At 47.2% G+C, this 21,875-nt stretch carries 23 protein-coding genes; 5 read left to right on the top strand and 18 right to left on the bottom strand.

The window, feature by feature from the left end; translation table 11 throughout:
- Nucleotides 1–21 precede the first annotated feature (21 nt).
- The 9 genes from gntK to C792_RS0112945 form a co-directional block, all read right to left on the bottom strand.
- The gene (gene gntK / locus C792_RS0112905) at nucleotides 22–1,539 is read right to left on the bottom strand and encodes a gluconokinase (RefSeq protein ID WP_017549875.1); all 1,518 of its coding nucleotides are present in this window, start codon (nucleotides 1,537–1,539) and stop codon (nucleotides 22–24) included.
- 99 nt (nucleotides 1,540–1,638) lie between these two features.
- Complete coding sequence (locus C792_RS0112910; protein ID WP_017549876.1) at nucleotides 1,639–3,000, bottom strand: GntT/GntP/DsdX family permease; 1,362 nt, start codon at nucleotides 2,998–3,000, stop codon at nucleotides 1,639–1,641.
- 20 nt (nucleotides 3,001–3,020) lie between these two features.
- Nucleotides 3,021–4,169: a galactonate dehydratase gene (gene dgoD / locus C792_RS0112915; protein ID WP_017549877.1), complete on the bottom strand. Its 1,149-nt coding sequence runs from the start codon at nucleotides 4,167–4,169 to the stop codon at nucleotides 3,021–3,023.
- On the bottom strand, nucleotides 4,159–4,794 hold the full coding sequence (locus tag C792_RS0112920; protein ID WP_017549878.1) for a bifunctional 4-hydroxy-2-oxoglutarate aldolase/2-dehydro-3-deoxy-phosphogluconate aldolase: 636 nt from the start codon (nucleotides 4,792–4,794) through the stop codon (nucleotides 4,159–4,161). Before C792_RS0112920 ends, dgoD begins: the two co-directional genes overlap by 11 nt.
- 11 nt (nucleotides 4,795–4,805) lie before the next feature.
- A complete protein-coding gene (locus C792_RS0112925) occupies nucleotides 4,806–5,753 on the bottom strand; it encodes a sugar kinase (protein ID WP_017549879.1) in 948 nt (315 codons plus the stop codon).
- Nucleotides 5,753–6,511 carry an IclR family transcriptional regulator gene (locus tag C792_RS0112930; protein WP_017549880.1) on the bottom strand — a complete coding sequence of 253 codons (759 nt, stop codon included), beginning with the start codon at nucleotides 6,509–6,511 and terminating at the stop codon, nucleotides 5,753–5,755. The genes C792_RS0112925 and C792_RS0112930 overlap by 1 nt, the downstream gene beginning before the upstream one ends.
- 171 nt (nucleotides 6,512–6,682) lie before the next feature.
- Nucleotides 6,683–8,203, bottom strand: coding sequence for a sodium:solute symporter family protein (locus tag C792_RS0112935; RefSeq protein ID WP_017549881.1), 1,521 nt, complete (start codon nucleotides 8,201–8,203; stop codon nucleotides 6,683–6,685).
- Nucleotides 8,203–8,448, bottom strand: coding sequence for a hypothetical protein (locus tag C792_RS0112940; RefSeq protein WP_017549882.1), 246 nt, complete (start codon nucleotides 8,446–8,448; stop codon nucleotides 8,203–8,205). The genes C792_RS0112935 and C792_RS0112940 overlap by 1 nt, the downstream gene beginning before the upstream one ends.
- 183 nt (nucleotides 8,449–8,631) lie before the next feature.
- The gene (locus C792_RS0112945; protein ID WP_017549883.1) at nucleotides 8,632–9,480 is read right to left on the bottom strand and encodes a fumarylacetoacetate hydrolase family protein; all 849 of its coding nucleotides are present in this window, start codon (nucleotides 9,478–9,480) and stop codon (nucleotides 8,632–8,634) included.
- A gap of 174 nt (nucleotides 9,481–9,654) precedes the next feature.
- Between C792_RS0112945 and C792_RS0112950 the strand changes: the two genes are divergently transcribed.
- A complete protein-coding gene (locus C792_RS0112950) occupies nucleotides 9,655–9,858 on the top strand; it encodes a helix-turn-helix transcriptional regulator (protein WP_017549884.1) in 204 nt (67 codons plus the stop codon).
- Nucleotides 9,859–10,554, top strand: a complete 696-nt coding sequence (locus tag C792_RS0112955; RefSeq protein WP_017549885.1) for a DUF3169 family protein — start codon at nucleotides 9,859–9,861, stop codon at nucleotides 10,552–10,554.
- Between the two features lie 39 nt (nucleotides 10,555–10,593).
- On the opposite strand, the gene C792_RS0112960 is transcribed toward C792_RS0112955, so the two are convergent.
- The 3 genes from C792_RS0112960 to C792_RS0112970 are packed head-to-tail and all read right to left on the bottom strand — an operon-like array spanning nucleotide 10,594 to nucleotide 14,201.
- On the bottom strand, nucleotides 10,594–11,928 hold the full coding sequence (locus C792_RS0112960) for a GntP family permease (protein ID WP_017549886.1): 1,335 nt from the start codon (nucleotides 11,926–11,928) through the stop codon (nucleotides 10,594–10,596).
- Between the two features lie 5 nt (nucleotides 11,929–11,933).
- Entirely contained in the window at nucleotides 11,934–13,316 is a 1,383-nt protein-coding gene (locus tag C792_RS0112965) for a four-carbon acid sugar kinase family protein (protein ID WP_017549887.1), read from the bottom strand.
- A 9-nt stretch (nucleotides 13,317–13,325) separates the two neighbouring features.
- Complete coding sequence (locus C792_RS0112970; RefSeq protein ID WP_017549888.1) at nucleotides 13,326–14,201, bottom strand: NAD(P)-binding domain-containing protein; 876 nt, start codon at nucleotides 14,199–14,201, stop codon at nucleotides 13,326–13,328.
- Nucleotides 14,202–14,313: 112 nt separating this feature from the next.
- Here C792_RS0112970 and C792_RS0112975 point away from each other — a divergent pair, with 112 nt between their 5' ends.
- The 3 genes from C792_RS0112975 (at nucleotide 14,314) to C792_RS0112985 (ending at nucleotide 15,529) form a co-directional block, all read left to right on the top strand.
- A complete protein-coding gene (locus tag C792_RS0112975) occupies nucleotides 14,314–14,907 on the top strand; it encodes a GntR family transcriptional regulator (protein WP_017549889.1) in 594 nt (197 codons plus the stop codon).
- A 126-nt stretch (nucleotides 14,908–15,033) separates the two neighbouring features.
- Nucleotides 15,034–15,171, top strand: coding sequence for a type II toxin-antitoxin system RelB family antitoxin (gene relB / locus C792_RS14925; protein ID WP_017549890.1), 138 nt, complete (start codon nucleotides 15,034–15,036; stop codon nucleotides 15,169–15,171).
- An 88-nt stretch (nucleotides 15,172–15,259) separates the two neighbouring features.
- On the top strand, nucleotides 15,260–15,529 hold the full coding sequence (locus C792_RS0112985) for a type II toxin-antitoxin system RelE family toxin (protein ID WP_017549891.1): 270 nt from the start codon (nucleotides 15,260–15,262) through the stop codon (nucleotides 15,527–15,529).
- Nucleotides 15,530–15,614: 85 nt separating this feature from the next.
- Here C792_RS0112985 and C792_RS15010 read toward each other — a convergent pair whose 3' ends face one another.
- The 6 genes from C792_RS15010 to C792_RS14690 form a co-directional block, all read right to left on the bottom strand.
- Entirely contained in the window at nucleotides 15,615–15,770 is a 156-nt protein-coding gene (locus tag C792_RS15010; RefSeq protein WP_017549892.1) for a hypothetical protein, read from the bottom strand.
- A 362-nt stretch (nucleotides 15,771–16,132) separates the two neighbouring features.
- Complete coding sequence (locus C792_RS0112995) at nucleotides 16,133–16,789, bottom strand: TetR/AcrR family transcriptional regulator (protein WP_017549893.1); 657 nt, start codon at nucleotides 16,787–16,789, stop codon at nucleotides 16,133–16,135.
- A gap of 460 nt (nucleotides 16,790–17,249) precedes the next feature.
- Nucleotides 17,250–18,680, bottom strand: coding sequence for an aldehyde dehydrogenase family protein (locus C792_RS0113000; RefSeq protein ID WP_017549894.1), 1,431 nt, complete (start codon nucleotides 18,678–18,680; stop codon nucleotides 17,250–17,252).
- Between the two features lie 148 nt (nucleotides 18,681–18,828).
- Nucleotides 18,829–20,058: an NAD(P)/FAD-dependent oxidoreductase gene (locus C792_RS0113005; protein WP_017549895.1), complete on the bottom strand. Its 1,230-nt coding sequence runs from the start codon at nucleotides 20,056–20,058 to the stop codon at nucleotides 18,829–18,831.
- A 68-nt stretch (nucleotides 20,059–20,126) separates the two neighbouring features.
- Nucleotides 20,127–20,462: a Rieske (2Fe-2S) protein gene (locus C792_RS0113010; protein ID WP_017549896.1), complete on the bottom strand. Its 336-nt coding sequence runs from the start codon at nucleotides 20,460–20,462 to the stop codon at nucleotides 20,127–20,129.
- A gap of 96 nt (nucleotides 20,463–20,558) precedes the next feature.
- Nucleotides 20,559–21,716, bottom strand: a complete 1,158-nt coding sequence (locus C792_RS14690; RefSeq protein WP_017549897.1) for an aromatic ring-hydroxylating oxygenase subunit alpha — start codon at nucleotides 21,714–21,716, stop codon at nucleotides 20,559–20,561.
- Between the last annotated feature and the right edge of the window lie 159 nt (nucleotides 21,717–21,875).

Raw genomic sequence — 21,875 nt, forward strand, 5'->3', positions numbered from 1 at the left:
TTCCCACCTCCTTTTCCTTGATCATTCCCGGAGTTCCTGCATGCGTCCGTAAAACGCTGCGAGTGACCTGCCAATCTCTATATAGACGCTCATGACATCCTGGTACTTCATATAAGCCGTCTCATCCGGATGATAGGTCTCATCTTCACCGATGAAACGGGAGGACTCATCAAGGTCATCTATTTCACCAAGTGCATATAACCCCAGTATACACGCACCGAACGCACTTGACTCATATGATTCCGGAACATGCAGCGCTTCGCCGAATACGTCCGCCATCAGCTGCTTCCACAATGCACTGCGGGCGAATCCACCGCTCGCCTTTATGGAGCGTACTTCCATCATCTGTTCCCGGAGCGCAAGGAAAACGCTGTACAGATTGTACACTACACCTTCCATGGCCGCACGGATCATGTGTTTCCGTTCGTGGGAAATCGTCAGGCCATAGAATGAACCCACCGCTTTCGCATCCCACAGCGGGGCACGTTCGCCGGCAAGGTACGGGTGGAATATCAGACCGTCACTCCCTGCAGGCACACTCTCCGCCGCCTCGGTCATGATTTCATACGGATCACGGCTGCATGTGTCGGCCTCACTGATTTCCTGCTGGCACAGCTCATCCCGAATCCATCTTAAAATCACGCCGCCGTTGTTCACCGGCCCGCCGATGACGAAAGCACCAGGCGTCAGATGATAGCAGAAGGTGCGCATCTTCACATCTGTACGCGGTCTGTCGATTACTGTCCGGATTGCGCCGCTCGTGCCGACCGTAATGGCCACATCCCCCTCATGTATCGCATTGACACCGAGGTTTGCAAGCACCCCGTCACTCGCCCCGATGACGAGTTTCGTGTCCTGGGAAATGCCAATATCACCGGCTGCATCTTCATCCATGCTGAAAATTTCCGTCGTATCCACAAGCTCAGGCAGCTGGTCCGCCGACAGCTCCAGCATGGAAAGCAATTCAGTGTCCCACTCCGATGCTTCAAGATTCATCAGCCCCATGCTGCTCGCGATTGAGCGGTCTACCGCATATTCGCCGGAGATTTCCGCGAATACATATTCCTTTATCCCCATGATTCTTCCAATCTGCGCATAAAGCTCCGGTTCTTCATTTTTAAAATGGAACAGTTTGACGAGCGGGTTCATCGGGTGGATCGGTGTCCCCGTCCGGTGATAGATTTCAAGGCCGTCCGCTTCATTCAGACGATCCGCATACTCAGCCGCCCGGCTGTCCGCCCATGTGATGCACTCGGTGAGCCGTTCACCTTTCCTGTCCAGAAGGATCATGCTGTGCATGGCGGATGAGAACGAAATGAATTCGATGCTGTCGCCGCATCCATTGCGGGATATCAGCAGGCGGAGTGCCTGTAGGGTGCGTTCGAGTATCTCCTCCGGATCCTGTTCCGCGGTTTTTGCATCAGGTGTATGGAGCGGATAATCCCCTGTCTCTTTATCTATAAAGGTGCCGTCCATATCGAACAGCACAGCCTTGACGGCCGTGGTGCCGATATCGAGACCGATCATATGTCTTTTCATAGAACAACTGCCTTTCGCCGTCAATATTAGTTCCATTATATGTGTTTTTGGCGCTGTATACAAAAACCCCGCCGGAAGGCGGGGAAATTTCGTTTTTTGTCAGATGACAAGGCTAAGTATGAATACGACGACAAAGCCCGTCAGTCCGATGATGGTCTCCATGACCGTCCAGGACTTCAGCGTCTCCCCGGTGGTCATGCCGAAGAAACGGTTGACAAGCCAGAATCCGGAGTCATTGACATGGGACAGCACTGTCGCGCCGCTCGCAATGGAAATGGCGATCAGGCCGAGTTCCGGCTGGGTGACCGGACTGATATCGATGATCGGTGCCATGAGTCCGGCACCGGTCACCATTGCGACAGTTGCAGAGCCCTGTGCGACACGTACGAATGTCGTGATGACGAATGCCGCAACAACAAGCGGCAGCCCGGCACCGACAACCAAGTTGCCCATGACATCACCGACACCGCTCTGAATCAGAACTTCCTTGAACACACCACCGGCACCGGTAATCAGGATGATGATGCCCGCGGGTTCAAGCGCCTTCGTCGCGACTTCCTGCACTTCATCCCTGGTGTAGCCGCGCCTTGTGCCAAGCGTGATGAATGTGAGGACGACCGTAATGATCAGTGCCACGAATGGATGGCCGACGAACTGGATCGTTTCGGCGAACAGGTTACCAGAGTCCTCGCCGACAATCGCACCTGTCACTGTGTTGACGAGAATGAGGACGAGTGGGATCAGGATCAGGGTGAACACCAGAGTGAAGCTCGGCAGATCCTTCTTCTCCCTCACGGATGAAACCTCTTCATCGAGTTTCTGATAATCCGGGACTTCAAGATGTATTTTATCGCCGATATATTTACCGAACACCGGCCCTGCAAAGATCATTGCCGGAATTCCGGCCAGTATGCCGAACAGGATGACCCAGCCAAGGTCGACGCTGAGCATTGCGGCGACCGTCATCGGACCTGGCGTCGGCGGTACGAAACTGTGCGCTACGGCAAGACCGGCAAGCAGCGGAATACCATAGTACAGCAATGATTTCTTCGTTTTTCGTGCCAATGAGTAGATGATCGGAATCAATATGACCAGTGCGACGTCCAGGAAGACCGGAATCGACACGAGGAATCCCGTAAAGCCGAGCGCCCACTGTGAGCGCTTCTCTCCGAACTTGTCGATGAGCGTCAGTGCGAGCCGTTCGGCACCACCCGACACTTTCAGGACTTCACCGAACATGGCGCCGAGTCCGACGACGACAGCGATGAAACCCAGCGTCCCGCCCATCCCCGTTTCAATGACGTCGATGATGTCGAGTGGACTCATGCCGCTCGCAACACCGATGAAGAGTGATGCAATCAGCAATGAAACGAATGCGTGCAGCTTGATTTTCATGATCAGGAAAAGCAGCAGTGCAATTCCGATGATGGTGGCTATGATCAGCCATGTTTCATGAGACATTTGTTATACCCCTTTCATTATTACCATTCTGCGATACTGCCGTCTGCATGCCTCCATACCGGGTTCTTCCAGTTGTGGCCAATATGGCTGCGTTCGCGCACATAGTCTTCGTTGATTTCTATGCCGAGGCCCGGCCCATCCGGAATCTTCACATGACCATCCGTATACTCGAAGACTGACGCATCCTTGATGTAATCCAATATGTCATTCCCTTTGTTGTAATGGATGCCGAGGCTCTGTTCCTGAATGATGGCGTTATGGCAAGTCGCATCCACCTGCAGGCATGATGCCAGAGCAATCGGTCCGAGCGGACAGTGCGGTGCAGCAGCGACATCGAAGGCTTCCGCCATCGACATGATCTTCTTGCATTCCGTGATGCCGCCGGCATGCGACAGATCCGGCTGGATGATGTCTGCATAGCCGTCCTGGAGCAGCGTCTTGAACTGCCATTTCGAGAACATGCGCTCGCCGGTCGCAATCGGAATTGCGGTATGCATTGCGATATCCCTCAGGTTCTCATTATTCTCAGGCAGGGCCGGCTCTTCTATGAACATCGGCCGGAACTGCTCGAGTTCACGCGCCAGCACTTTCGCCATGGGTTTGTGCACCCGGCCGTGGAAGTCGATGCCGATGCCGAAATCCGTACCGCAGCTACGCCGGATCGAATCGACACGCTCAAGCACCATATCGACTTTGCTGTAGCTGTCGATATACTGCAGCTCTTCGGTCGCATTCATCTTGACAGCCGTAATCCCCTGGTTCTTCAGCTCGAGTGATGCCTCACCGACATCCGCCGGGCGGTCGCCGCCGACCCATGAATAGACTTTGATGGAATCCCGCGCCCTGCCGCCGAGCAGTTCATGGACGGGCGCACCGTAGTACTTGCCCTTGATGTCCCAGAGGGCCTGGTCGATGCCGGAGATGGCGCTCATGAGTATCGGTCCGCCGCGGTAGAATCCTGATCTGTAGAGCTCGTTCCAGATGCCTTCGATCTCAAGCGGATCCCTGCCTATGAGCGTCTCCATCATTTCGATGACCGCCGCCTTGACGGTGGCCGCCTTGCCTTCGATGACAGGTTCACCCCAGCCGACAAGTCCTGCGTCCGTCTCCACTTTCAGAAACAGCCATCTCGGCGGTACTGTGAACAGTTCATAACTTTTAATCTTCATTATGGCTCAATGCCTCCCTGAACTTAATTGCACGCCCACGCACGTCTTCAAGCAGCGATCGGTCAACTTTCCCTTTCGGCACAAGTGCCGAGCTGATGCCAAGCGCAGCTGCCCCCGCATCAAGAAACTCATTGATGTTGCCGGGCGTCACACCGCCGGTCGGCAGCAGTACAAGCTCATTCATCGGCGCCAGTACATCCTTGATGTAGCCCGCACCGAGTCCGCCGGCCGGGAAAACTTTGATCATCCCCGCCCCTGCTTTGTGGGCGTTGTATATCTCCGTGGGTGTATAGCACCCGGGGATGTACAGAACATCCCTGTCGCATGAGAAATCCAGGACCTCTTTACTGTATACCGGCGACAGCAGGAATTCCGCCCCCGCGCTGATGCAGTCGTCCGCATCCTCCGTATTCAGCACAGTGCCCGCGCCCAGCACGATACCGTCGCCGAATTCTTCTTTGATCGCCCTCACAGTCGCTTTTGCATTCGGGGAATTCAGGGCCACTTCTATTACAGTGAAGCCCGTGTCCACCAATGCACCGGCAATCTTCAGTGCATCCTCCGTATCATAACCACGCAGAATGCCGATCATCCTGTGGTCCTTGATCCGCTCCAGAACAGTCATCATCATCTCTCCTATCTATTGACTTTTTCATCATCAAAACTCTCCATGGCCGCCCGCAGTCCGTCCCCGGACGGGAAACCCTGGTAGTCTCCGACAAACTGTGTGATATATCCGCCGAGGAAGCAGGCTTTTTCAACCGAAGCCTCCGGGTCCTCCCCATTCAGTAACCCGGAAATGATGCCCGCTGCGAATGCATCCCCGGCCCCTACCGGATCGATCTCTTCGAACTGCTTCGGGTTTTTCACCGAGCCCCCGATACCGTCGAAGTCATACACCGCACCTTCTTTTCCCAGTTTCAGCACCACCTTGCTGCAGCCGAGTTCCCGGAAGGACTTGAGCGCCTCCTCCGGCCGCATCGCCCCCATCAGAATATCCACCTCATCCCTGCCGGCAATCAGGCAGTCGACATGGGGGAGAAACTCCAGTATTGTTTCCCGCGCTTCCTTTGCCGACCACATCTTGAGACGGATATTGGGGTCGAAGACGACTGTCACATCATCCCCGGCTATGCGTACCGCTTCAAAGAGCATCTCTTTCGCCGAGCTGCTCAGGGACAGTGTAATGCCCGTCAGATAAAGGACTTTCGCCCGCCTTATGGCATCCATATCGATGTCCCGGATATCCATATTGCTCGCTGCCGAATCCTCCCGGTAGTATGTGACATCCACACTGCCGTCCGGCAATATCTGCTTGAAGAACACCCCGGTGCGCTTATCCTTATGAGTTACATGCGATGCATCCACATTTTCCGCCCGCACTTTGTGGAGGATCAGTTCACCCAATTCATCCTCACCGAGGGCAGATACCCAGGACGTCCCATGCCCGAGCCGGCTGAGACCGATCAGCGTATTCATTTCCGCCCCGGCAACATAGGGTTTGAAGCTGTCCGCGTGCCGGATATATCCTTTCGGCTCATTGACAAGAGCCACCATCGATTCTCCGATTCCGATCACTTCCATCACATGACACCTCCCGCATACCCCTGGGTTTCGGAAATCCTTCCGGCCGCCCGGGTAACCTCTTCAATCACGGATTGCTCCTTATCAAGCATCCTCGGCTTCGAACCGGCACAGCTGATGGCAGCCACCATCCTGCCCTGATCGTTTAAGACCGGTGCCGCAACGCAGTAAACTCCGATATCATTCTCCTCATCATCTATGGAAAAGCCCTGGCCCCTGTATCCGGCAGTCACCGCAGCAAGCTCCTCCCGGTCGGTGATGGTATGGGATGTATAGGAATTGAGAGTGATGGAATCCAGCAGCTCCCGCCTCACACCCTCCTCCTCAAATGCCAGGAATGCCTTGCCGAGGCCCGTACAGTGGAGCGGCTTGCGCATGCCCGGCTGTGCCGTCGTCCGCGCCGACTCATCACTGTCCACTTTCGCCAGATAGATGATTTCATCCATGGAGCGGATCGCAAGGAAGACCGTTTCCCCCGTCTTTTGCACCGTTTCACTCAGTATCGAGATTGACGCGCTGTATATATCATTTCCCGTACGCGCCCTGTTGCCTGCAGTAATGAGCTTATGCCCAAGCTTGTACATATTCCCCTCCGTCCGGGACAGGTAATCTTTGCGCGTCATCGTTCCCAGAAGCTGGGACATGCTGCTTTTCGGTATACCCAGCTCGCCGGATAATTCCATCAACGTCGCTCCCCTCTCCATTGCAGTCAAATAATCAATTATTTCCAAAACTCTTTCTGCTGATTTCACAGACATTCGATCGCCTCCTGTTCACATATATGAACTAAATTCTTGTATGTGAACTTAACTACTAATATAATACTGCATCAAAAGCATGTCAACAGAAAATGTAAAGGCTTTCATAATAAGCCGCAATAAAAAAGAGACGGATATCCATTCGATATCCGTCTCCGTCCTTGTGTACTCCTAATGGTCCTGCAGTGGCTGGATGGAGGATACTTCCACAGGTTCGCCCCCATCCGCTTCCAGGTCCTCTCCTGCCGCATCCCCAAATACCAGGCTTCCCCCGGTGTATATTGCGAGATTCAGTATCAACCCCCATATGCCGCTGAACATGCCGAGCGGCTTCAGGCCGGTAAAAGTGAAGAAGGCGGCGAGCAGGGTGCCTGCAAGCATTCCGGCAAAGACTGATTTTGCATGACTCCGCTGCCAGTATAAGCCCAGGATGATGGCCGGCGCGACCTGAACCAGTATTTCGAGTTTAAGAACGAATACCTGGTATAATGTTGCCGGCGGATTCCACGCAATGACAAGCAGAAATGCAACCGCTGCGACTCCGAGAATTTTACCGACCATGATCTTGCGGGTGTCCGAGGCACCGGGATTGATGTATCTGCCGTACAGATCCTTTGAAATGATAGACGAAAAAGTAAGCAGCACCGAATCGGCCGTCGAGACGATTGCCGCGATGATCCCCCCGAAGAGCAGCACCATAGCCACATAGAATATGATGTTCTCATTGGCTATGACACTCGCCATCATACCGACGACCTGCTCGGATTCCGCAACAGACAAGTCAGGGAAGGCAGTATAGGCAAGTATCCCTATGATGAATACCACTCCTGCTGTAAGGAAAGGCATCCATGCCATCTGCGTCAGCGATCTCTTCAGCGCCCGTTCATTTTTGGCAGAGAAGATCCTCTGTATGGCGTTCGGATAAACGGCTGCACCAAAACCGACAAGGAGCAGGAAATTGCTCCACGTGACCAGCCCGACACCTTCCGGCACACCGAGGTTCTCAGGAGAATATGTCCTGATGTAATCCCCCGCTTCCGGCAGCCCGCCAAAATAGAGGATCGTACCGATCAGCAGCATGAACACGCCGACCAAAAGGGCAATCCCCTGCATCGTATCCGTATAGGCCACCGAACGCATGCCTCCGAGCCAGCCGTATATGATCATGATGGTAATGAAGAAGATCACACCAACCTGGTAGGGGACGGTGCCGCCTGTCAGGCCGGCCACCCCCTGACCTATTGCGATCAGCTGCTCCAGAAGGAAATTTCCCAGGGCATACAGCATGATTATGGCACCCAATATGGATACAGCCTTCGACTTGAAACGCAGTTGCAGCCAGTCCACCGGTGTCACGATGTTATGCTTTCTACTTATCTTATACAACCTCGGTGCATAGAGCAGATACACGAGGACAATCATGATGAAGAAAGGAACCGTGACCAGGTTCGCATAACCGACACGATATGCCTCTGCTGAATATCCGATGACTGTATTACCACTGTATTGCGTCGCAAAGAATGTAAAAAACAGCACCAGGGTGCCGAGGCTTCTGCCTCCCAGATAATACTCGTCCAGGCTGCCATGTATTTTCTTATTCCGTAAAAACGTAGTGACACCAATCGCCAGCATCGCCATGCCGTAAAAAAGCATGATCAGGATGCCGGACATTCCTGAAAAAGCCAATTCCATCACTTATCCTCCTCCCTGTCTGCAATTTCATCCGATTCATCCCAATGATACCTGATGACATAAGTGATATGGAGGGACAGCAGCACCGTGACCCCCATGATCACAAGTGCCCACAGCGGCACACCATAAATGAGCACCGGTTCACCGCCGGCAGGGAAATACCAGGGATTCAGCAATATGAATATTATGCCGAAAACCACCCAGATTTTATAATTCCTGACCGGCTCCCGCTTCCCACGTTGCATACAACCACACTCCTCTTTTTAAGACCTGGTTATAAAACCATGTTCTATAACATTTATCGATACAATATCACTTTTTAATCAAATATTCTACATTTTCTGAATTATTAATAAATGAAAGCGTTTCCTTGTTATATAAAGGAAAACCGGACATGCTACAGCACGTCCGGTTGGCTTCCTTTTCAATTATTCTGCTGTCATCTTCGTCGAGAGACGTCCCAGCCCGTCTATCTCCACCGTCACTTCATCACCCGCTTCAAGCCACGGATTATCTGCTTCATACCCCATTGCCACCCCTTCAGGCGTTCCTGTCAAAATGACATCACCCGGCTTGAGCGTCATGTATCTGGATGCGTAACTGATAATCTGCCGGCAGTTGAATATCATATCCCCCGTGTTGGACTCCTGCCGGCTCACCCCATTCACGCTGCAGCGTATACCCAGCCTGTCCGGATCTTCGATTTCATCTTTCGTCACGATGTATGGACCGAGCGGGCAGAACCCATCCAGTGATTTGCCGAGCAGCCACTGACCACTCCGCATCTGGAATGTCCGCTCAGACAGATCATTAGAGCAGGCATAGCCGAAAACATGGTCGAGCGCATCTTCTTCCGAAACGCCTTTTGCCTCTTTGCCGATGACGATGGCAAGCTCCGCTTCGTAGTCCACCTGTGTCGCTTCCCGGGGTATTGCGACCTTTTCCCCATGACCCGAAAGGGCATTTTTATACTTGCTGAACAATATCGGATATTCCGGCGCCGGCATATTCGATTCATCGGCATGCTTCTGATAGTTCAGTCCCACGCATATGATCTTCTCCATGCAGTCGATTGCCGGTCCGTATTTCAGACTGTCCTTATCCAGATAGTAATCCGAATTTTCCTCAAGAGCAAAATCCAGAAATTCATTCAAGCCTTCATATCTTTCAATCGCTTCAATCATAGTAGGGTACGAACCGGAAATATCAAGCACCCCCTGATCCGTTGATACAGCCGGTCTCGTTTTTCCATCTTTATAAAAGGTCAACAGCTTCATTCATTTTCCTCCTTACCATGTATATACAATTCCACTGAATTATATCATAATATTCTGAAATTATTGCATTTTACTCATACATTTATGAATTTGACAATTAAATCATTCATTTTGACTATTATAATTGTCATAGTGACAATTATATGTTACTATTCATATTAATGGGGTGATGATATGAAAACAAGGATAAGGGAACTGCGTGCAAGGGACGGACTCAATCAGACCGAACTTGCCAGACTCGCCAAAATTTCCAGACAGACCGTCAGCCTGATCGAACGGGAGGAATACATCCCTTCCCTCCTGATCGCAAAACGCATGGCGAAAATTTTCGACGAAACGATAGAGAGCATTTTCATATTTGATGAGGAGGAGATTTAGATGGAAAAGAAAAAGAAATCACTTCTGTCTTTCGCCCCATACTTTCTGGGCGGACTGATAGTCGGGATGGTCATATTGAATTTTGAGGCATTGAGCGGAATAGGCACCTTCGTAACCGAACTGAGCATCACCGGCCTCGCTGCCGCGGCAATCTTTACAGTGCTCGGCATATCAGGATTCTTCCAGCTGAAAAGCCACGCATCAAAGCGGGATGGTGATATGGATGAAGATGAATCCGAACAGTATATGTACAGGAAATATGCCGACAATTCCCTCTGCATACAGACCGGGCTGGTTCTCAGCCTCCTGGTGACCGGCGTTGCCATCATCCAGCAGACAGATGCATGGATATTTACCGCTTCAGGCATAACGATGCTCGCCGCACTGCTGTTTTTATTCCTCCTGCCGACACTGTTGCACGTAATGTACCCGGAACGCGACCTGCCATCATCCAGCGATTCGGACTTCGCAGACAAACTGCTGCATGCCTCCGACGAAGGTGAACGTCACGTCATGCTCGAAGGGCTGTACAAAACATTCAATACGATCAACGGCACATTATTCCTCGGCCTGGTGATCCTGATGATGTATTCCATATCCACAGGAGACAACCAGATATTCGGCATGATTGTCATCGCGGCAACGCTCATCACCGCAAATGTCAGATATGTGACGTCAATCAGGGATAGAGGATGAAAATAAGAGGCATGGGTTAAACCCATGCCTCTTTAAAGACTATATCATCAGTGTTACAAAATGCATTATATATACAATGGTGAGTCCGGTCAGTCCGGCCACGAACCCGCCGAGTGACCACGCTTGTAACGTCTGTGGCACAGTCAGGTTCCCAAATCTGTTGACTACCCAGAATCCTGAATCGTTTGGCAGTGACAGTCCGATGGCTCCAGAACATATTGCGAGTGCGAGCAGCACCGGGGAGACGGCAAGGTCTGCAATCTGCGGTCCGAGTATGCTGGAAGTAGTCACCAATGCAACAGTTGCCGAACCAAGTGAAGCTCTGAGTATCTGCGTGAATATGAATGCCAGGAGCAGGATGTGGATATTGAAGCCTGTCATCATGTCGATGAGGTAGTCCCCCATGCCGCTTGCGTTGATGACCGCACCAAATGCACCGCCGGCACCGGTGATGAGAAGGATGCTTCCGGCGTCTGCCATGGACTGGTTGAATTGTGCAGCGTAGTCCCCTGCAATATAAGGTCTCAGCACAATCAGCGCAACGAGCACACTAATAAGGAGCGCAACGTTCTTATCCCCGACGAATGCAAAGAAGCTTGAAAGCGGATTGTCCGGAATGAGAAGGTCCGCCACGGTATTGCTGAGAATAAGAACAATCGGCAGAAGGAGCAGACCGAATGACAGCTTTTTCGTAATCTGTTTCTTCGTTCCTGTGTCCCGGGCCACTTCCTCCCCCAGTTCCTCCATCTCTTCTTCCACGTCTTTAATATTCATGCGTCTACCGATGAACATGCCGTAGCCATATCCTCCTACGAGTGTTGCTGCCACTGCTGTGAAAGCACCGAAGATGAGGAATACCCCGAGATCCACACCAACATTATCCGCAACAACCAGCGGTCCAGGTGTCGGTATGACCATGCTGTGCGAAACGATCAGACCGACCGCAAGTGCAGTCACGAAGGAAATCTTGGCAATACCCGTCTTCGTCGCAAGGCTCTTTATCACTTTGTTGAGAATGACGAATGCGGCATCGAAGAATACAGGGATGGATACAAGCGTCCCCGTCATAGCGAGCCCCGCCGGAGATTTCCTGACTCCCGTCACACTCAGGATACCTTCGGCAATCTTCTCGACTGCACCGGATTTTGCCAGGAACTGTCCGAATACGATTCCGAGCCCGATCAGGATGCCGACGCCGGCCAATGTACCGCCGAAGCCTTCTGCGATGATTGTCGATGCCTCCGCTATCGGTGTCCCGACAGCCAGGGCAAGACCGAAGGATATGATCAGCAGTGCGATGAATGGTTCCACCTTGAATTTCAATATGAGTAAAAACAGTACAATGAGCGCTATCAGGAATAATATCAGTAACATTGCTCCTACTCCCCTCTGTTCAACTTACTGTAGACTGCATGCAATGTTTCCTGAGTCCCCACATTTCCCGGGAAAACGATGTATGGCATGTTCGGATATTTTGCTTCCTCTGAGGTCTTCCATACCGGGATCCCTTTTTCCGCCTGCCCCAGTACACGTGCCTTTTTGATTCCCAGACCGATGGTTGCCACATCACTCGAAGTGATTCCACCTTTCGCTATGATGAACTTCGGCTTAATTTCCAGTGTGGAGACAATTTCTACAAGACTTTCCGAAATCCGTTTTGAAATCTTGAGGCTCTCTTCCCTGTCTTCTGTTTTGACCAGGTTGCGGGAAGTATAGACGACCGCATTCCTGCCTCCTCCGATGGCATCCTCGATCTGATGCTTCATATTATCAACATAGCGTGCGAGTCCCTCACTGTCCCTCACTTTCTCAACATCGAACTCGAACGTTTCAATCCCGTCGTGTTCCATGAGGTAGTTCAGCTGCTGTGTCGTTTTTTCGACATGGGAGCCGACAACAACGATTCCGCCCCGTCCGTCCTCTTTTTGCACCATCTGATCCGCCTGCAGGATTTCACCCGGTGTCGCACAGATCGATTTGACGAACGAAGCGGCTGTACGGAAGATGAATTTCCTGTCTTCCCTGTTCAGATAATCCATCAGTACCGACGTGAAGAAGGCGAGATCATTATCATGCACCGAGTCGACAACCACTTTGTCGAATCCTGACAATGAATCAAAAAATTCCAGGAGCTGTGCATCATCGCACCCTCTCAGCATGTCCAGATCGATGTGTTTCACATCGCTGCTGTCCACTTCACCACCGCTCTTCTCTGCGATGTAGTCCGCCATCGTTGTGGATTTGAAGCCGAATGTAGAATCATTGGCGAATTCACTTTCACTGACAGGGATGAACGCATCCCCCTCAACCAGGTAATGGATGCCTTCATGCGTATAGCGTCCGCCTTCGAAAAATGAAGGGATATAGAATACCGCATCGAATCCCCCTTCACTTTCCTCATCCAGCACTTTCGGCTCGAGATAGGAATGCCCTCTCAGAGTCGAATCCCCGCGGCTGATGATCATGTACTGCTGATCCAGATCCTTCGATACTTTGTCGATGACCGCAGTGATCTCCCTGTGTACACGGACTGTCTCCTCCTCGGAGAACGCCCTTGAATTCGTCATGATATAGAACATGTTATTATCGGACCGGAATCCGTCCCTGACATATTCCTCTTCCCAGGAAGTGTATACGTTCAGATCTTTCACAGTCTGAGTCCCTGTCGGGTCGTCATCGAGGACGATGACTTTATAGTTGAAATTCTCAAAATCACGTATATTTCCACAATCCATTACATTTTCAAGCAGTTCCTTATTCATATCCATCACCTACATATTATTGATTCGTTCAATATATTTGATAACTCCGGAGTGGTCGTTCATGCCGTTGCCGTTGATCACTTCGGATTTGTACATCTCTTTCACCATGTTGGACAGCGGCAGCGAGAGCTGTTCTGCATCACTTGTGGAAGTGACATTGTACAGATCCTTATAGTTGATGTTGATCGTGCCGCCCGGATTGTAATCCTCAGCAATCATTTTGGGGAACTTCGCCTCCATCACGTTCGAACCCGCCAGGCCGTTCCTGATCGCCTCGAACATCGCTTCAAGATCAATGTCGAATTTCTTCGCCATGACAACCGCTTCTGAAAGCGCAGCGATGTTAACGTTTACAATAATCTGATTGGACAGTTTGACTGTACTGCCTGCACCAATGTCCCCCACCCTGATGACCGATTTGGACATCGAGGCAACGATTTCTTCAACACGCGCAAAATGTTCCTCCCTGCAGCCGGCCATGACCGAAAGCTCGCCTGTAATCGCCAGAGGTTCCCCGCCACTTACCGGTGCATCTGCAAAAATAACTTTCTTTGCCTCAAGCTTTGCACCGATTTCAATGGAATCAGTAGGCGTCAGTGAACTCATATCCACCACAACCTGACCTTCTTTCAAATGCGGATACAGGCCATTTTCGGCATCCAGAAGGACCGACTTCACGATTGCACCATTCGGCAGCATCGTAATGAACGCTTCTGCATTCTCCGCCATCTCCTGCAGACTCGCCACAGCAGTCGCCCCATGCGATACCGCCATTTCAACCGCTTCTGCATTAAGGTCGTTCACATATACTGTATGGTTGTCTTTCAACAGATTCTTGACCATTGGAGCACCCATGATGCCCAAGCCGATAAAACCAATTTTCATACTATTCTCTCCCTTGGAAACGTTTACTCAAAAATATTGTATACTATTTTAATTAAAATGTATACATTTATTAACCAGAATCATTCTTGTATAATGAATTTGAGGTGAGGTCATGGAGAAAAATCTAACTTTATATGAAAAAGTAAGGGAAGATATATTGAGCGGAAAATTCGGTGAGAATGAAAAGATGACGGAGATCAAACTCGCAAAAAAATACGAGGTGAGCAGGACACCGATCAGAGAAGTATTGAAACAGCTGGAGTTCGAGTACCTCGTCAAGGACGGGTACATATACAAGCCCTCTCCCGAAGATTACAGGAATCTCTTCGAGATGCGGACACTCATTGAAACACACGCAATCGAAAAAGCAATACTGCTGTTCGGCCCATCCGATATCAATGACCTCAAAAATTCCATTGAAAAAGCATACGCAGGGCCCGAAGATGAAACACTGGCCGCCAATAAATATTTCCACGATAAATTGATCAGTTCCATCAGGAACCCCTTCCTGAGTGAGACCTATGAACGGATGAATTCCATCATCTACCTGTTTAGCAGGACAGTCGTAGAAAGGCAGCGGCCGAACCTGATTGAGGAGCATGCACAGATTGTCGGAGCAATAGAAGAGCGGGATGTGGAAAAAGGGAAGCGACTGATCGGGGAGCACCTGGATAAGGATCTGGAGTTCTCGCTTTACTATATGTGAATTGATTATCAGTTTTTTTATACCGAGGCGGATGCTTTTTTCTGAGGCATCCATTTTCTTTTTCAGCTGTAATGTATTACAATGTGTTACAAGATAGGCGCACTCAAACAGAAAGGATTGATGTTGATGAGTACAATCACGGTGCGGATGAACAAGGACGAGCAGGAAGTGTTTGAGACGTATGCGAAACTCCGGGGTGTACCTCTGTCCACCATTATGAAGCAGACGCTTGAAGAAAAAATAGAAGATGAATTCGACGTTTAGGTGCTTAAATCCTACGAAGCCGACGTCCAAAATGACGACGTGACCCTTTACGATCATGATGACGTGAAGCGGATGCTCGGTCTATAGCATGGCGTATCAGGTTGTATATGAAAAGCGGGCCGTAAAAAGCCTGAAAAAGATTGATAAGGGCCAACAGCGTATGATTGTCGCATGGATTGAAAAGAACCTGAAGGGGACAATGCATCCGAGGCAGCACGGGCAGCCACTGAAAGGTGAACTGAAGGACTATTGGCGCTATCGCGTCGGACGTTACCGCATCCTGGCTGATATCGATGGGGATGAAATCAAAATCATTGTAGTAGATATCGTCCACCGTAAAGACATTTATAAATTATAGCGGGTAAATAAGCGCAATCAGTCCGACATGAGCGATTCAACCTGAACAAAAAAAACGAGCATATGCCCGTCTGATTCCTCATTATTTATTTCCAACCGTCGTTCTCATCGAGTGTAATGTCATCGAGATCGACATCTGTGACTTCTTCGACACTATACGTTTTGACACCAGTATCTTTCAGGCGTTCTTTGACGATCTGCGCGTCAATAGTGTCTTCCAGCGCTTCGATTTCTTTATCCATAAACTCACAGTCTCTTCATTCTCCATCTCTATCTGTTCAAGCAGTATCTTGGCATTCTCTCTGGTCAATCTTTCAAATCTTTACTTGAAGGAAACTTTTTATTTAAATATCTATTAAAGTAGTATTGACCTATGAATAAAATTTTTGTTTGTCAAAATAAGCCAGACAGTTCTCTATCACCCACGTAAATCAAAAAGACTTCCTGGGTAGATAATTCCCCTCTGGATGCGGCTGATGATACAAATTCCTGATCAATTTGATTGAAATCCATATAGTCTCGGTAAAATACAAATATTAAATATGGGATTATTAATACAAGGAAGGGAATAGACGAAATTTTATAAACGGATAGAAAGTGTTCCTTAACTCAAATGATATGAGATTATATCTTTAATATGGTCCATTGTTTTTTTGGTCGCTTCTTCAGCACTCAAATGACGACGATTGTTCAATATAGTAACTAACATGCCCTGCCATATCAATACTGTCTTTTCATTAATCTTAGTTGCTTCGCTTTCTGAAAACGCCCCTTCTTCTACAGACTTATCCAAGGCATTCCGGCTTCTTGTTGAGTAATTATACTCTGTTATAAAAGTATGTATGTCTTCCGTTACTTCACCGAACAGATTAGACTGGTATACACCGTAATAATATTTTAATAACTCTTCAGGATTCTCTCCTAAGTCTTTCAGAAAAATAGCATAATATATTTCAGGTTCTTCAAAAGAATGCTGGCAGAAACTTTCCCAGCTTAATAAATATTGATCGACTGAAGTTTCCCCTTTCTCCATATATTCCGGGAGTTCTTCAATGAATTTATTTAAATATTTTAATGCCGCAAAAAAAATCAGATGAGAAACTTCTTGGAAATAATTATATATCGTAGCACTGTTGTAACCGGCTTTATCAGCAATTTCACGTATAGTAACATTTTCAATGCCTTTCTGCTCAATAATTTCAGTCGTTGCCTCAACAAAATATTGCCACATCCGCTGCATCTGTATCTCTTTGTTTCCCATTCAAAACCACTCTCTTACTAAATAATATATTTCTGATTCTATTACTATAAAATCAAACCTATTTATACTATATAGGTTTTTAAATAACGAATCAAACTAGGGTATTTAAACACTATGGACTATTTTATAACTCCAAAATAGCTCCAAAGCAAAAAGGAAGCATCCGAGTCTAATGTATGGCTCTTGACCACTATTCATAAAACCGGAGAAATGCTTCCACTAATAACATGTTGAGAATAAGTATATTTTTATCTCTGCATGACGAATTGCAATAATCAGTGTAACACCTGAAATAAGGGGATTAAATCAACTATGATAGTCTCGTGCAGCATATAGATTGCCATATATGATATCGACACGGAGCAGCTGTAATGTGCGGCCTACATCTTGCCTCATTCAAATGAACCCTTGGAAACGTTCCGATCTGCCGTCAGGAGACACTTGAGTTTACATCATATTTTTACCAAGCATAATAGCCTTTTAATGCTTTAACCTCTAAAAATTCTTCGATTCCATAATCTCCCCATTCACGCCCAATGCCTGAATGTTTATAACCGCCGAATGGAAGATCTGGTGTGCCCGCATTTTCATTGATTACAATGCTTCCGGCTTCAAGTGCATTCGCAACCTTCTGTACATTCTCCCTGTTTTCTCCCATTACATAACCGCAGAGACCAAAATTCGTATCATTAGCTATATCGATAGCTTCATCAAGTGTACTATACGTGATGATTGACATCACTGGCCCGAAAATCTCCTCTTTGGCAATTGTCATATCGTTATCTACATCACTAAATATCGTCGGTTTAACATAGTACCCTCTCTCTAGTCCCTCTGGCTTGCCTAGCCCACCAGTAATCAATGTAGCACCTTCATCGATACCTTTTTTAATGTACCCTTGCACAGCGTTGAATTGCTGCCTGCTGACTAAAGGTCCGATATCCATATTTTTTTCATTTGGATTACCAACTCTAACTGATTCCATATTTTGTTTAGCCTTCTCAATGAATTCATCTTTAATGGATTCTGGTATTAATGTTCTAGTTGCCGCATCACAAACTTGCCCTGAGTTGTCATAGACAAATTTTGTCGCTGATTTAGCTGCTTTGTCAACGTCAACATCATCCAGAATAATATAAGGCGACTTTCCTCCAAGTTCTAGCGAAACTCTTTTGAAGTCTTGGCTTGAATTTCGCATAATTTTTGAACCTGCACTTTCTGAACCTGTAAATGACATCATACGAACATCTGGATGAGAAGACAATGCATCTCCAATGACACTACCCCGGCCATTGACTAAATTGAACACCCCTTTTGGAACCCCGGAAGCTTGGATTACTTCCGCAAGTATAATAGCGGCAAATGGTGTTTCTACCGAGGGCTTTAGAATGACTGGGGAACCTGCGGCAAAAGCAGCAGCTAATTTCACAGAGGTTTGATTCGTTGGAAAGTTCCATGGTGTGACCAAACCTGTTACACCTATGCCTTCTTTGACAATTAATGAATCACCTCTTTTCTCTTTAAATGCAAAATCATCAAGCGCATCTCGCGCCTCTGAAAAGTGAATCAGACCTTTCATGTAATGTGTCGTTTCTGATAATTCGCGTGGAGAACCTAGTTCTTCTGTAATGGCTTCAATAATATCTGTTTTACGCTTTTTATATTCTTCTACAATACGATTAAGCATATCTTGTCGCTCTTTAGTGGGTGTTTGTCTAAAATCAATATATGCCTTCTTAGCAGCTTCAACAGCTTTATTCACGTCTTCTTGAGTGCCTTTAGCAATTGTTCCCATAACTGATTCAGTAGCTGGATTAATGACTTCAATAGTTTCTTGACTCGTGCTATTGACCCATTCACCATCGATGAACTGTTGGTTACTCGTTCTCATTTATGAAAGCCTCCTTCGGATATTTTAATTTACAGACTCCAATCCATTGTTTCAAACTCATAAAACCCCTACTGGACTCCTGCAATGCCTTCCAACAAAATTAATGATCTGTGGCTGGTTCAACACCCAACCTATCAATTGATCATTATTATGCATCGGCTACACATTTCTTTAATTTTACATTGGAATCAGATAGTAAATTCAAATCAACAGGTTTTTGTTGTTTAATTAACCGGCGTACCGAGATAGCATTTCTTGGTTGATTGACAAGCAAAGCTGCTTCAATTACATTATTCTCATCAAGGTAAAAATATGAAAATTCCCCCTCATCCTTGTCTCCCCTTATTAAAGTACGATTCCAATTCTTTGAATTCCCAAAGTACTGTAAGCGTTTTTCATACTGATCAGACCAAAAATAAGGAACTGCTTCATAAGGAGTTGAATTTTCTTCAAGTATATTTGTTGCTACATTTTGTCCATGATTCATCGCATGATCCCAATGTTCTATACTGATGTGTTTCCCTAAAAAAGGCCACATTGAACAATCTCCGGCGGCGTATATGTTCGGCAAGGAAGTTTCACCAAATTCATTAACTATATAACCTCTTTCAATATCGAGCTCCTCATTCAGGATCTGAGTATTCGGCATCACTCCTACACCTATGATTACTGCTTGACACGGAATACTCTTCCCCTGCCCTGTTACAATCTCTTCGACCTCGCCATCACCTTTGAATTCAGTCACTGAATCCCCCATAATAGTGCGAATGCCTTCTGATTGGTGTAGTTTGAGAAAGTACTCTCCCATTTCATCGCCAAGGATGTGAGCTAAAGGTAAAGGTGACCATTCTATTATGGTTACTTCTTTCCCCAACTTTTTAAAAGTTGATGCAAGTTCTGCACCAATAAAACCAGCACCAACCACCGCAACCTGTTCAATATTCTTTAATTTTTCCTTGATTGCGTTTGCATCGGCTAAAGTTTTCAAATAATAAATTCCATTGAGTTCAGAGCCTTTCACTGGTAATTTTCTCAACCCTGATCCGGTAGCCAATAAAAGTTTATCCCATTCCAATGTTTTTCCATTAGATAAAACTGCGGATTGTTTTTTTGAATCAACAGATACAACTTCTTCGCCAAGCCATAGTTCAATGCCCAATTCTTGTAAGTACTCTTCAGTTTTTAGTGCAATTTCGTCCTCTGAGACTTCTCCCAGCATAAACTCTTTAGAAAGGGGCGGCCGATCATAAGGGAGGCTTGAATCTCTATCTGCTAATACAATTCTCCCCCCATAACCCTTCGCACGAAGAGTTTCTGCTGCATGTATACCTGCTATACCTGAACCGACAATCAAAGTGGTAGCGTTAACATTAGTCATCTTAATCTCCACTCCTAACATTTAATTATAAATTTATAGTTGAGAACTCTACTAGAAATCATGGTATTTTAAACTTTCACCCATATTGAGCCATCCTGTTCAAAAACTTCATACACAGATAAAGGCGTATCGGCCGGCCCTTCCAACACAGAGCCATCTCGAATATCGAAGGCAGCAAAATGAAGTGGACAATACAGACAATGATCTTCTAATTCTCCATCGACCAATTCTGCATAAGCATGCGAACAAATTCCATCAACAGCATGTACATTACCATTGGTTCTTGCTATTAATAACGTTTCTTTTCCAACCAGGACCTCTATCATATCTTCATCCTCAAGTGAGGCACTTGCTGCTACAAATGTATATTCTTCCGTCTCTGATTGTATATTTTTGCTATTCATATTCACCCTCCTCCACTCGCAATAGACAGAATGGTTTTATAATATAAAGATAGAATATGGTGATGCTTCCTTTATACATCACCATATTCCCCATTATTAGTTATTCTTCAATTCATCTTGAACATACTTCTTAAAATCCGCTACTCTCCAGTCAATCGGAGTCAATGTTCCTCCACTTTGGTAGGACCTTGACTCATTGCCCTCCTGAGCAAGTTCACATGCTGCCCAATCTTCTTTACATGTTGCATCCCAAAAATCGATAGCATCCTGAATATAGGCATCATCTTTTTCAAGAACATCCGGATCAAAGAGATAGTAACCTTTGACTACTGATTCATCCGGTTTAACCGGGAAAATAGAAGCAATAAATACATAATCAGAAGCCATACAAATATAGGCATGTGGAAAAATGTGAAGATATGCAATCTTTCTCGTGTCTTCTTCAGATAGACTTGGAAATACTGGACGATAAGCATTACCATCAATGTTTACACGCTCAAACCCAGGACGTAATCCCATAGATCCTACATGTTTAATTACTTTTGTATCTGGCACTTCTTCATCCACCCACTGCCTAGGTTGCATAGGCGGCGTAGCTTTACTTAGCTCCGGATGAATCGTACCGCAGTGGTAGCATTCTTCTGCATTATCCATCAATAACTTCCAATTGGCTTTTACATGGTAAGTGCCTGTTTTTCCGACTTTGAGCCTTTGCATTTCATATTGTTCATAAATTGACCAGGACTCGGGGAGATTAAAGCTTTCGGCAAGAGATGGAGAATCTGGATCAGCGTTTATCCAAATAAATCCATCCCATGATTCAGCCTTAATACTGACTAAAGAATGGTTTTCCGGATTAAATCCTTCTTCATCATCGGAAATGTTTGGTGCTTTTGCCAATTCACCTGTATCTGAATTGTACATCCAGCTATGATACGGGCAGATAATATTCCCTTTACTGAAATGACCGGCAGCCTCAGTGCACAAGCGAGATCCCCTGTGACGGCATACATTATAGAATGCATTTACTTCTCCGCTTAACGCGCGGGTAATGATAAAACTTTCATGAGCAACTTGCACTGTCTTATAGTCGCCTCTATTAGGGATTTCTTCATCTCTTCCAGCAAGCAGCCATGTTTTAAACCAAATCTTTTCCAGCTCTTCACGGAAATGCCCTGGATCATAATAATCACTTCCTGGTGCAGTAGGTTCAAATTTCGCATGACTAGGGAAACCGCCTTCAATAGATTTCATAATAGTAGCCTCCTCATATATTAAAAGTATCCAATAATTATTTTGCTTGGACAAAAGCCTACGAATCTTCAAATGTTCTTTTTTCGCCCTACACTAAAGGTATAAAGTCCCCTGAGAGAATGAATGTCTGGGATGGCCCAGGTACAATACCATTAAAAA

Source organism: Salinicoccus carnicancri Crm, assembly GCF_000330705.1.
Classification (GTDB): Bacteria; Bacillota; Bacilli; order Staphylococcales; family Salinicoccaceae; genus Salinicoccus; species Salinicoccus carnicancri.